Annotated in this window: 9 protein-coding genes and 1 tRNA gene; all 10 read left to right on the top strand. The window is 58.7% G+C overall.

The annotated features are described in order from the left end of the window. A partial coding sequence (locus B6S08_RS17365) for an EF-Tu C-terminal domain-related protein (protein ID WP_245849893.1) occupies window positions 1-500 on the top strand: 500 nt, incomplete at its 5' end. A 52-nt stretch (window positions 501-552) separates the two neighbouring features. Further along, window positions 553-629 (top strand) — tRNA-Trp (locus B6S08_RS17360). Between the two features lie 65 nt (window positions 630-694). Then, window positions 695-1,066, top strand: a complete 372-nt coding sequence (secE, locus tag B6S08_RS17355) for a preprotein translocase subunit SecE (RefSeq protein WP_094202074.1) — start codon at window positions 695-697, stop codon at window positions 1,064-1,066. 9 nt (window positions 1,067-1,075) lie between these two features. Then, window positions 1,076-1,618, top strand: coding sequence for a transcription termination/antitermination protein NusG (gene nusG / locus B6S08_RS17350; protein WP_094202073.1), 543 nt, complete (start codon window positions 1,076-1,078; stop codon window positions 1,616-1,618). A 129-nt stretch (window positions 1,619-1,747) separates the two neighbouring features. Further along, window positions 1,748-2,176 (top strand): 50S ribosomal protein L11, encoded by a 429-nt coding sequence (rplK, locus tag B6S08_RS17345; RefSeq protein ID WP_094202072.1) that lies wholly within the window; start codon window positions 1,748-1,750, stop codon window positions 2,174-2,176. A gap of 4 nt (window positions 2,177-2,180) precedes the next feature. Next, window positions 2,181-2,879 carry a 50S ribosomal protein L1 gene (gene rplA, locus B6S08_RS17340; protein WP_094202071.1) on the top strand — a complete coding sequence of 233 codons (699 nt, stop codon included), beginning with the start codon at window positions 2,181-2,183 and terminating at the stop codon, window positions 2,877-2,879. Between the two features lie 238 nt (window positions 2,880-3,117). After that, entirely contained in the window at window positions 3,118-3,621 is a 504-nt protein-coding gene (gene rplJ / locus B6S08_RS17335) for a 50S ribosomal protein L10 (RefSeq protein WP_094202070.1), read from the top strand. Window positions 3,622-3,675: 54 nt separating this feature from the next. After that, window positions 3,676-4,044: a 50S ribosomal protein L7/L12 gene (gene rplL / locus B6S08_RS17330; RefSeq protein ID WP_094202069.1), complete on the top strand. Its 369-nt coding sequence runs from the start codon at window positions 3,676-3,678 to the stop codon at window positions 4,042-4,044. A 223-nt stretch (window positions 4,045-4,267) separates the two neighbouring features. Beyond that, window positions 4,268-8,296 carry a DNA-directed RNA polymerase subunit beta gene (gene rpoB / locus B6S08_RS17325; RefSeq protein ID WP_094202068.1) on the top strand — a complete coding sequence of 1,343 codons (4,029 nt, stop codon included), beginning with the start codon at window positions 4,268-4,270 and terminating at the stop codon, window positions 8,294-8,296. An 85-nt stretch (window positions 8,297-8,381) separates the two neighbouring features. After that, on the top strand, window positions 8,382-12,590 hold the full coding sequence (gene rpoC / locus B6S08_RS17320; RefSeq protein WP_094202067.1) for a DNA-directed RNA polymerase subunit beta': 4,209 nt from the start codon (window positions 8,382-8,384) through the stop codon (window positions 12,588-12,590). Window positions 12,591-12,651 lie beyond the last annotated feature (61 nt).

Genomic DNA, 12,651 nt, shown 5'->3' with positions numbered 1-12,651 from the left:
CCGGTCGTGTAGAGCGTGGTATCGTTCGCGTTGGTGAAGAAGTGGAAATCGTTGGTATCAAAGACACCACCAAGACCACCTGTACCGGCGTTGAAATGTTCCGCAAGCTGCTGGACGAAGGCCGTGCCGGTGAGAACGTTGGTGTTCTGCTGCGTGGTACCAAGCGTGAAGATGTTGAGCGTGGTCAGGTTCTGGCCAAGCCGGGCACCATCACTCCGCACACTCGTTTCGAGTCCGAAGTGTACGTTCTGTCCAAGGACGAAGGTGGCCGTCACACTCCGTTCTTCAAGGGCTACCGTCCGCAGTTCTACTTCCGTACTACTGACGTGACCGGTACCATCGAACTGCCGGAAGGCGTTGAAATGGTCATGCCTGGCGACAACATCAAGATGGACGTGAACCTGATCGCTCCCATCGCGATGGAAGAAGGTCTGCGCTTCGCCATCCGTGAAGGTGGCCGTACCGTTGGTGCCGGCGTTGTAGCCAAAATCATCGAGTAATAGCGCTTACAATCGCTTCACAAAGCCCCTATAATAGGGGCTTTGTTGTATTAGGGGCGTAGTTCCAATTGGTAGAACGGCGGTCTCCAAAACCGACGGTTGGGGGTTCGAGTCCCTCCGCCCCTGCCACTTACCTCGCCGTCGGCGGGGTTTTTGCGTCTGTAACGGACTCGGAATATTTAGACAGGTAGCTTATGAGTGCAAATACCGAGAACCAGGGCGGGGCCAAGGATACCCTGCTGTGGGGTCTGGTTTTCATTATTCTGATCGCAGCCGTGGTCGCCAATTATCTTTACAGTGACCTGGCGGTCTTCATTCGCGCTGCCGGCGTGGTAGTGGCAGCAGGAATTGCTGGTCTGCTGGCATATCAGACCAAAAAGGGAAAAAGCAGCTTTGCCTTTGCCCGGGAATCTCGCCTGGAAATGCGCAAGGTGGTCTGGCCGACCCGTCAGGAAAGCATTCAGACCACGCTTATCGTACTGGCCGTGACCGCCCTGGTTGGCCTGTTTTTGTTTTTGCTGGATGGCCTGCTGGTGTGGCTGGTCAACCTGGTAACCGGAGTATAAGGATTCACCATGTCAGAACAAAGAATGCGTTGGTATGTGGTCCAGGCGTTTTCCGGATATGAAGGCCGCGTAGCCAAGTCGCTGCGTGAACATATCAAAATGCACGGCATGGAAGATCAATTCGGCGAAGTGCTGGTACCCACCGAGGAAGTGGTGGAAATGCGTGCCGGTCAGAAGCGCAAGAGCGAGCGCAAATTCTTTCCCGGCTACGTGCTGGTGCAAATGCAGATGAATGATGGCACCTGGCACCTGGTGCGCAGCATTCCCCGCGTCATGGGCTTTATCGGTGGCACCCCCGAACGCCCGGCGCCGATTTCCGACAAGGAAGCCGATGCCATCCTCAACCGCCTGCAGGACGCGGTGGACAAGCCGAAACCCAAAACCCTGTTCGAACCGGGCGAAGTGGTGCGGGTGTCCGATGGTCCCTTCGCCGACTTTAACGGCGTGGTGGAAGAAGTGGACTACGAAAAGAGCCGACTCAAGGTGTCCGTGCTGATCTTCGGTCGTTCCACCCCGGTAGATCTGGAGTTTGGTCAGGTCGAGAAAACCTGATCATATTTCGAGCGCAAGGCTTGAGCAGGGCGGCAAATTGCACTACAATTTGCCGCCCTTTTATTGTTGGGGAGCCGTTAGAGGAGTACTGCTCCGAGGCGCTAACACCCATTTTTGAGGTAATTATCAATGGCTAAAAAAGTACAAGCGTACATCAAGCTGCAGGTTGCAGCTGGTGCAGCTAACCCGAGCCCGCCCGTAGGTCCTGCCCTGGGTCAGCACGGTGTTAACATCATGGAATTCTGTAAGGCGTTCAACGCCCGTACAGACAGCCTGGAAAAGGGCTCTCCGATCCCGGTTGTTATCACCGTATACAGCGATCGCTCCTTTACCTTTGAAACCAAGACTCCGCCCGCAGCCTTCCTGCTGAAGAAAGCTGCCGGCATCAAGTCCGGTTCCGGTGTACCGAACAAGACCAAGGTTGGTACCGTGACCCGTGCTCAGCTGGAAGAAATCGCCGCCGTCAAGACTCCGGACATGACCGGTGCTGACGTTGACGCCCGCGTGCGTTGCCTCGAAGGTTCTGCCCGTTCCATGGGCCTGGTAGTGGAGGGCTGAGACCATGGCTAAACTGACCAAGCGTATGCGTACCATCCGTGAGCGTGTAGATGCCACTCGCGAGTACGAAATCAACGAAGCCATCGCCCTGCTGAAAGAACTGGCCACCGCCAAGTTCGTTGAAAGCATCGACGTAGCCGTTAACCTGGGCATCGACGCTCGTAAATCCGACCAGAACGTACGTGGCGCCACCGTGCTGCCCCACGGCACCGGTCGTGACGTACGCGTTGCCGTGTTCACTCAGGGCGCCAACGCCGAAGCCGCCAAGGCTGCCGGTGCCGACCTGGTAGGCATGGAAGACCTGGCCGAGCAGGTTAAAGCCGGTGAACTGAACTTTGACGTGGTTATCGCTTCTCCCGACGCCATGCGCGTTGTGGGTATGCTGGGCCAGATTCTGGGCCCGCGCGGTCTGATGCCGAACCCCAAGGTTGGCACCGTGACCCCGAACGTTGCCGAAGCCGTGCAGAATGCCAAGGCTGGTCAGGTGCGCTACCGTAACGACAAGAACGGTATCATCCACACCACCATCGGCAAGGCCGACTTCGATGCCGACAAGCTGAAAGGCAACCTGGAAGCCCTGCTGGGCGCCCTGAAGCGTGCCAAGCCCGCTTCTTCCAAAGGCCAGTACATCAAGAAAGTCAGCCTGTCCACCACCATGGGCGCCGGTCTGGCTGTTGATCAATCCGGTCTGGATGTTGCTTAATTAAGCATTTACAAGGCGCGGCAATTCTCGTAGAATTTTGCGCCTTGTTATTTGGTTGGGGGCTTCGACTCCCGTCCAAGACCGCTGGAGCCGCAAGGCTTAATGTTCCAGCGTAGATGGTGCCGGGACCCAGTTAGAAAGCATTTTCTTTCTTCTGGAATTCGCCACCTTGGTGCCTCTGTATAGAGGCGTGTGTTTAATCTGGGAATTTCCCAGGTGGAATCCAGGAGTTTAGCCAATGGCATTAAGACTCGACGACAAAAAAGCAATTGTTGCTGAAGTCAACGAAGCTGCCAAGGGCGCCCTGTCTGCAGTCGTTGCCGATTCTCGCGGCGTGACTGTGGCTGCCATGACCACCCTGCGCAAGCAAGCCCGTGAAAACGGTATCTACCTCAAGGTAGTCCGTAACACTCTGGCTCGCCTGGCAGTGGAAGAGACCAGCTACGAGTGCCTGAAAGAGGTATTCGTTGGTCCGACCCTGATCGCGTTCTCCAATGAGCACCCGGGCGCTGCCGCTCGTCTGTTCAAGGACTTTGCCAAAGAGCAAAGCGCGTTTGAGGTGAAAGGTCTGGCTTTCGAGGGCGAATTTATCCCTGCGGCCGACATTGACCGCCTCGCCAAGCTGCCGACTTACGACGAAGCAATTGCGAAGCTGATGGCGACCATGAAAGAAGCCTCCGCTGGCAAGCTGGTTCGTACCTTTGCTGCCCTGCGCGACAAGAAAGAAGCCGAAGCCGCCTAAGGCGCGTTTGGCTGCTTGATTACCGTATACTTCAGAACATTAGGAATTTGAGTCATGTCTATCACTAAAGACCAAATCATCGAAGCCGTTGCAGAAATGTCTGTAATGCAGGTTGTTGAACTGATTGAAGCCATGGAAGAGAAGTTCGGCGTTTCTGCCGCTGCTGCCGTAGCCGTAGCCGGTGACGCCGGTGCCGCTGCTGCCGAAGAGCAGACCGAGTTCGACGTAATCCTGACCGGTGCCGGTGCCAACAAGGTTGCCGTTATCAAGGCCGTTCGCGGCGCCACCGGCCTGGGCCTGAAAGAAGCCAAAGGTCTGGTTGAGTCCGCTCCTGCCGCTGTTAAAGAGCAGCTGAGCAAAGGCGAAGCCGAAGCACTGAAGAAAGAACTCGAAGAAGCCGGTGCTTCTGTTGAGCTCAAATAAGCTAGACTATAGCTTAGCGGCCTGAGCAATCAGGCTAGGGCTGGTGAATCTTTATTCACCGGCCCTTTTGCGCTGTGGGATGAGGGGAATTTTCACGTCGTTTTAGCCTCTCGTTGTTCCAGCCACCGAGTGTTGTCGAGACATTCGGCCAACAAGAAACGATGTTATCAGAGCTGTCCCATTTGGGCAGAGTGGGTCACTTATCAGCGAGCTGAGGAACCCTATGGTTTACTCTTATACAGAGAAAAAACGCATTCGTAAGGACTTCGGTAAGCGTGACCAGGTCTTGGACACGCCTTACCTGCTGTCAATCCAGCTTGACTCCTTCAAACAGTTTATTGAAGCAGATCCTCAAGGCGAGTACGGTCTGGAAGCGGCTTTCCGCAGCGTTTTCCCTATCACTAGCTATTCTGGCACTGCCGAGCTGCAGTATGTCAGCTATCGTCTGGGTGAGCCCGTATTTGACGTGCAGGAATGTCAGATCCGTGGCGTGACCTACTCGGCGCCGTTGCGCGTCAAGTTGCGTATGGTCCTGTACGACAGAGAAGCCGCCGCCGGCACTGTCAAGGACATCAAGGAGCAAGAAGTCTACATGGGCGAAATCCCGCTCATGACTGAGAACGGTACCTTTGTGATCAACGGTACCGAGCGGGTAATCGTCTCCCAGCTGCACCGCAGCCCGGGTGTGTTTTTCGATCACGATCGCGGCAAGACCCACTCCTCCGGTAAGGTCCTGTATAACGCCCGCGTGATCCCTTACCGTGGTTCCTGGCTCGATTTTGAATTCGATCCCAAAGACAACCTGTTTGTCCGGATCGACCGTCGCCGCAAACTGCCGGCGTCCATTATTCTGCGCGCGCTTGACTTCACCACCGAAGACATTCTGTCCACCTTCTTTGAAACCACCCGTTTCGAAGTGGCCGACGGCAAGCTGATGATGGAGCTCAAGCCCGAGCGCCTGCGTGGTGATACCGCCTCCTTCGACATTCTGGTCGACGGTGAAGTGCTGGTTGAAACCGGTCGCCGCATCACTGCCCGCCATATTCGCCAGCTGGAAAAGGCCGGCGTCGAGCAGCTGGAAGTGCCGGTGGAATACGCCGTCGGCAAGGTGGCCGCCAAGGACTACATCAACGCCGACACCGGCGAAGTGATGGTCGCCGCCAACAGCGAGCTGAGCCTGGAAAACCTGGCCAACCTGTCTGTGGCCGGCATCAAGCAGTTCGAGACCCTGTTCACCAACGAACTGGATCACGGCGCCTACATGTCCGAGACCCTGCGCATCGATTCTGCCACTACCCGCCTCGAGGCGCTGGTGGAAATCTATCGCATGATGCGTCCGGGCGAGCCGCCCACCCGCGAAGCGGCCGAGACCCTGTTTGAGAACCTGTTCTTCACCGACGATCGCTACGACCTGTCTACCGTCGGTCGTATGAAGTTCAACCGCCGCCTGTTGCGCGAAGAGCTGAATGGTCCGGGTACCCTGACCAAGTCCGACATCGTCGACGTGATGAAGCAGCTGATCGCCATCCGCAACGGTGTGGACGAGGTGGACGATATCGACCACCTGGGCAACCGTCGTATTCGCTCCGTGGGCGAAATGGCCGAAAACCAGTTCCGTGTTGGTCTGGTTCGCGTTGAGCGCGCGGTGAAGGAGCGTCTGTCTCTGGGCGATCTGGATACCCTGATGCCTCAGGACCTGATCAATGCCAAGCCGATCAGCGCCGCAGTGAAGGAGTTCTTTGGTTCCAGCCAGCTGTCCCAGTTCATGGACCAGAACAACCCGCTGTCCGAAGTGACCCACAAGCGCCGTATTTCGGCCCTAGGCCCGGGCGGCCTGACCCGTGAACGTGCCGGCTTTGAGGTACGAGACGTACACCCGACCCACTACGGTCGCCTGTGCCCCATCGAGACGCCTGAAGGTCCGAACATCGGTCTGATCAACTCGCTGGCCTGCTACTCCCGCACCAACGAATACGGTTTCCTCGAGACGCCGTATCGCCGTGTGGTTGACGGTCAGATCACCGACGAGGTGGATTACCTGTCCGCCATCGAGGAAGGTCACTTCGTCATCGCCCAGGCCAACGCCGCCATCGACGAAGAAGGTCGCCTGCTCGACGAGCTGGTACCGTCCCGTCACAAGGGCGAAGCCACCTACATGAACGCCGACCAGGTGCAGTACATGGACGTGAGCCCGCAGCAGATCGTTTCCGTGGCTGCCTCACTGATCCCGTTCCTGGAACACGATGACGCCAACCGGGCACTGATGGGCTCGAACATGCAGCGTCAGGCCGTGCCGACCCTGAAGGCGGACAAGCCGCTGGTGGGTACCGGTATCGAGCGGGCCGTGGCCGTTGACTCCGGCGTAACCGCCGTGGCCAAGCGGGGCGGTGTGGTCGACTATGTCGACGCGTCACGCATCGTGGTCAAGGTGAACGAAGAAGAGATGCTGCCCGGCGAAGCCGGTATCGACATCTACAACCTGACCAAGTACACCCGTTCCAACCAGAACACCTGCATCAACCAGCGTCCTTGCGTGATGCCCGGTGAGCGCGTGATCAGCGGTGACGTACTGGCCGACGGCCCGTCCACCGATCTGGGTGAACTGGCCCTGGGTCAGAACCTGCGCGTGGCCTTCATGCCCTGGAACGGCTACAACTTCGAAGACTCCATCCTGCTCAGCGAGCGGGTGGTGATGGAAGATCGCCTGACCACCATTCACATTCAGGAACTGTCCTGTATCTCCCGTGACACCAAGCTGGGTCCGGAAGAGATCACCGCCGACATTCCCAACGTGGGTGAGGCCGCCCTGAGCAAGCTGGACGAGTCCGGCATCGTTTACGTGGGTGCCGAAGTGAAGCCCGGCGACATTCTGGTGGGCAAGGTGACGCCGAAGGGCGAAACCCAGCTGACCCCGGAAGAGAAGCTGCTGCGTGCCATCTTTGGTGAGAAGGCGTCCGACGTGAAGGACTCTTCCCTGCGCGTGCCCAACTCCGTGTACGGTACCGTTATCGACGTTCAGGTGTTTACCCGTGACGGCGTCGAGAAGGACAAGCGTGCCCAGGACATCGAGCACATGCAGCTCAAGCAGGCCAAGAAAGACCTGACCGAAGAGTTCAGCATTCTTGAAGACGGCATCTTCGCTCGTGCCCGTTCCGTGCTGATCGCCGCCGGCATGAGCGCCGATAAGGTGTCCAAGCTGGCCCGGGAAAAACTGCTGGAGCAGGCCCTCGACGACGAAGGCAAGCAGGTTGAACTGGAGCAAATCGCCGAGCAGTACGCCGAACTGAAGGCCGACTTCGACAAGAAGTTCGAAAACAAGCGTCGCAAGATCACTCAGGGCGATGACCTGGCCCCGGGCGTGCTCAAGATCGTCAAAGTGTATCTGGCGGTGAAGCGTCGCATTCAGCCCGGTGACAAGATGGCGGGTCGTCACGGTAACAAGGGTGTGGTATCCACCATTGTGCCGATTGAAGACATGCCTCACGACGAACACGGCCGTCCGGTCGACATCGTGCTCAACCCGCTGGGTGTACCCTCGCGGATGAACATCGGTCAGATTCTGGAAACCCACCTGGGCCTGGCGGCCAAGGGCATCGGTGAAAAGATCGACCGCATGATCAAGGAGCAGCAGGAGCTGGCCCGTCTGCGCGAGTTCATTCAGGAAGTCTACAATCTGGGTGACGGCGTACGGCAGAAAGTGGATCTGTCCACCTTCTCCGACGACGAAGTTCGCGTGCTGGCCAACAACCTGCGCAAGGGCATGCCCATTGCCACGCCGGCGTTTGATGGTGCCCGCGAGTACGAGATCAAGCGTCTGCTGAAGCTGGCCGATCTGCCCGAATCCGGCCAGATCACCCTGTTCGACGGCCGTACCGGTAACGCCTTTGAGCGTCCGGTCACCGTGGGCTACATGTACATGCTGAAGCTGAACCACCTGGTGGACGACAAGATGCATGCCCGTTCTACCGGCTCCTACAGTCTGGTCACCCAGCAGCCGCTGGGCGGTAAGGCCCAGTTCGGTGGTCAGCGTTTCGGGGAGATGGAAGTGTGGGCGCTGGAAGCGTACGGCGCCGCCTACACCCTGCAGGAAATGCTGACCGTCAAGTCGGACGATGTAAACGGCCGGACCAAGATGTACAAGAACATCGTGGACGGCGATCACCGCATGGAGCCGGGCATGCCCGAGTCCTTCAACGTACTGCTGAAGGAAATCCGCTCCCTGGGTATCAACATCGAGCTGGAAGAAAGTTAAGGCACCAGACTGCCTCGGAAATAACGGCGCCCCCGCTCTCTAGGGAGTAGGGGCGCCCAGGTAGAACTCCTCACAGGAGACTAACGTGAAAGACTTGCTTAAGTTTTTGAAAGCGCAGAGTAAGACTGAAGAGTTTGACGGTATCAAAATCGGTCTGGCCTCGCCCGACATGATCCGCTCTTGGTCCTATGGCGAAGTCAAAAAGCCTGAGACCATTAACTACCGTACCTTCAAGCCGGAGCGTGACGGCCTTTTCTGTGCCCGGATCTTCGGACCGGTCAAGGACTATGAGTGTTTGTGCGGCAAGTACAAGCGCCTCAAGCACCGCGGCGTGATCTGTGAAAAGTGCGGCGTTGAAGTTACCCAGACCAAGGTGCGCCGTGAGCGCATGGGTCACATCGAGCTGGCCAGCCCGGTTGCCCACATCTGGTTCCTGAAGTCCCTGCCGAGCCGTATTGGCCTGCTGCTGGACATGACCCTGCGCGATATCGAGCGGGTGCTGTACTTTGAATCCTACGTGGTTATCGAGCCGGGCATGACCAGCCTGGAGCGCGGCCAGATGCTGTCTGAAGAGCAGTACCTGGACTCGCTGGAAGAGTGGGGTGACGAATTCGACGCCAAGATGGGCGCCGAGGCCGTGCTGGCCCTGCTGAAAGACATCGATCTCGAAGGTGAAATCAACGTCATGCGTGAGGAGCTGGATTCCACCAACTCCGAAACCAAGCGCAAGAAGATCACCAAGCGTCTGAAGCTGATGGAAGCCTTCCACTTCTCCGGCAACAAGCCCGAGTGGATGGTCATGACGGTACTGCCGGTACTGCCGCCGGATCTGCGTCCGCTGGTGCCGCTGGATGGTGGCCGCTTCGCGACCTCGGATCTGAACGATCTGTATCGCCGGGTGATCAACCGGAACAACCGTCTGAAGCGCCTGCTGGACCTGGCTGCGCCCGACATCATCGTGCGCAACGAAAAGCGCATGCTGCAGGAATCCGTTGACGCCCTGCTGGACAACGGCCGTCGTGGCCGTGCCATCACCGGCTCCAACAAGCGCCCGCTGAAGTCCCTGGCCGACATGATCAAGGGTAAGCAGGGCCGTTTCCGTCAGAACCTGCTGGGTAAGCGGGTCGACTACTCCGGTCGTTCCGTTATCACCGTGGGTCCGACCCTGCGCCTGCATCAGTGCGGTCTGCCCAAGAAGATGGCCCTGGAGCTGTTCAAGCCCTTCATCTACGGCAAGCTGGAAACCCGCGGCCTGGCCACCACCATCAAGGCGGCCAAGAAGATGGTTGAGCGCGAAGAAGCCGTAGTCTGGGATATCCTGGACGAGGTGATTCGCGAGCACCCGGTGCTGCTGAACCGTGCGCCCACCCTGCACCGTCTGGGTATTCAGGCGTTCGAGCCGGTGCTGATCGAAGGCAAGGCCATTCAGCTGCACCCCCTGGTGTGTGCGGCCTATAACGCCGACTTCGACGGTGACCAGATGGCGGTACACGTACCGCTGACCCTGGAAGCCCAGCTCGAAGCCCGCGCGCTGATGATGTCCACCAACAACATTCTGTCTCCCGCCAACGGCGAGCCGATCATCGTCCCGTCCCAGGACGTGGTACTGGGTCTGTACTACATGACCCGTGATCGCATCAACGCCAAGGGCGAGGGCATGCTGCTGACCAGCCCGAAGGAAGCCGAAAAGGTATACCGCGCCGGTCATGCCGAGCTGCACGCTCGGGTCAAGGTGCGCATCACCGACTTTGAGAAGCAGGAAGACGGTACCCTGGTGAAGCGTACCGCCGTGCGTGACACCACCATCGGCCGCGCCATCCTGAGCCTGATCGTACCCAAGGGCATGCCCTTTGAAATGATCGACCAGGCCATGGGCAAGAAGCAGATCTCCAAGCTGCTGAACGGCTGCTATCGCCTGCTGGGCCTGAAGCACTCCGTTATCTTCGCCGATCAGCTGATGTATACCGGTTTCCATTACGCCACCCTGTCCGGTGTGTCCGTGGGCATCAACGACATGGTGATTCCGGATGCCAAGAAGGACATCATCGACGAGGCCGAAGCCGAAGTGACCGAGATTCAGGACCAGTTCCAGTCCGGTCTGGTTACCGCCGGTGAGCGCTACAACAAGGTTATCGATATCTGGGCCAGCGCCAACGAGCGGGTGTCCAAGGCGATGATGGAAAACCTGTCAAAGGACACCGTGCTCAACCGCGACGGCGAAGAAGAGCTGCAGGACTCCTTTAACAGCATCTACATGATGGCCGACTCCGGCGCCCGGGGTAGTGCCGCCCAGATCCGTCAGCTGGCGGGTATGCGGGGCCTGATGGCCAAGCCGGACGGCTCCATCATCGAAACGCCGATCATTGCGAACTTCCGTGAAGGTCTGAACGTACTGCAGTACTTCATCTCGACCCACGGTGCCCGTAAGGGTCTGGCCGATACCGCACTGAAGACCGCGAACTCCGGTTACCTGACTCGTCGTCTGGTGGACGTGGCCCAGGATCTGGTGATTACCACCGACGACTGTGGTACTCACGAAGGTCTGTGGATGATGCCGCTGATCGAAGGCGGTGACGTGGTAGAACCCCTGCGCGAGCGCGTACTGGGCCGGGTTGTGGCCGAGGATGTGATCAAGCCGGGTACCGAAGACGAAGTGCTGGTGGCCCGCAACACCCTGCTCGACGAGCAGCTGTGTGATCTGCTGGAAGCCAGCTCCGTCGACCGCGTCAAGGTGCGTTCCGTTATCACCTGTGACAACGACCACGGCGTCTGTGCCCACTGTTACGGTCGTGATCTGGCCCGTGGCCACCTGGTTAACCAGGGCGAGGCAGTCGGTGTTATCGCCGCCCAGTCCATCGGTGAGCCGGGCACCCAGCTGACCATGCGTACCTTCCACATCGGTGGTGCGGCATCGCGGGCGGCGGCAGAGAGCAGCATTCAGGTCAAGCACAGCGGTACCGTCAAGCTGCAGAATGCCCAGACCGTTACCAACATGGACGGCAAGACCGTTATCGTGTCCCGTTCTTCCGAGCTGACCATCATCGACGAGATGGGCCAGACCCGGGAAAACCACAAACTGCCCTACGGTGCCGTGCTGGAGCAACAGGACGGTGGTTTGGTGCAGGCCGGTCAGGTAGTAGCCAACTGGGATCCGCATACTCACCCGATCATTACCGAGGTGGCGGGCCGCGTGAAGTTCATCGACATGATCGATGGCGTCACCATCAGCCGTCAGACCGACGAGCTGACCGGTCTGTCCAGCATCGTGGTGATGGACGTGAACGAGCGTCCCAGCTCCGGTAAGGAACTGCGCCCCACCGTCAAGCTGGTAGACGACGCCGGCAAGGACGTGTTCATTCCGGACACCGATCTGTCAGCCCTGTACTTCCTGCCCGGCCGCGCCATCGTGAGCCTGGAAGACGGTGCTCAGGTTAACGTGGGTGATGCCGTGGCCCGTATTCCCCAGGAATCCGGCGGTACCAAGGACATCACCGGTGGTCTGCCGCGGGTTGCCGACCTGTTCGAAGCCCGTCAACCGAAAGAGCCGGCAATTCTGGCCGAGATCTCCGGCACCATCTCCTTTGGCAAGGAAACCAAGGGCAAGCGCCGCCTGGTGATCACGCCGCTGGAAGGGGGCGATGCCTACGAAGAGATGATTCCGAAGTGGCGTCACCTCAACGTGTTCGAAGGTGAGAAGGTCGAGAAGGGCGAAGTGCTGGCCGACGGCGCCGAGTCTCCCCACGACATTCTGCGTCTGCGCGGCATCAGCCCGGTGGCGAACTACATCGTCAACGAGGTGCAGGAGGTTTACCGCCTGCAGGGTGTTAAGATCAACGACAAGCACATCGAAACCGTGGTGCGTCAGATGCTGCGTCGTGCCGAGATCATGGACGCCGGTGATTCCGACTTTATCGAAGGCGAACAGGCCGAAGTGGTGCGCATTCGCCAGGCCAACCGTGCCCTGGAAGCCGACGGCAAGCGTACCATCGGCTACCGCCACGTGCTGATGGGTATTACCAAGGCCTCACTGAGCACCGAGTCCTTCATCTCGGCGGCCTCCTTCCAGGAGACCACTCGAGTGCTGACCGAAGCGGCCGTGGCCGGCAAGGTCGACGACCTGCGTGGTCTGAAGGAGAACGTGATCGTGGGTCGCCTGGTACCGGCCGGTACCGGTTTTGCCTACCATCAGGGCCGTCAGGCCCGTCGTCAGCCGGAACAGCCGGTGAAAATCTCCGCCGACGAAGCCGAGCAGAGCCTCGCCGACCTGCTGAACGCCGGTAACGCCGACGAATAAGCAGTAACCAACTCGCTGATAAGACAAGGGCTTCCGCAAGGAAGCCCTTTTTTCATGATGT

The sequence above is a fragment of the Oceanimonas doudoroffii genome (assembly GCF_002242685.1).
In the GTDB taxonomy this organism is placed as follows: Bacteria; Pseudomonadota; Gammaproteobacteria; order Enterobacterales; family Aeromonadaceae; genus Oceanimonas; species Oceanimonas doudoroffii.
This window is presented reverse-complemented; position numbering and strand designations above follow the sequence as displayed.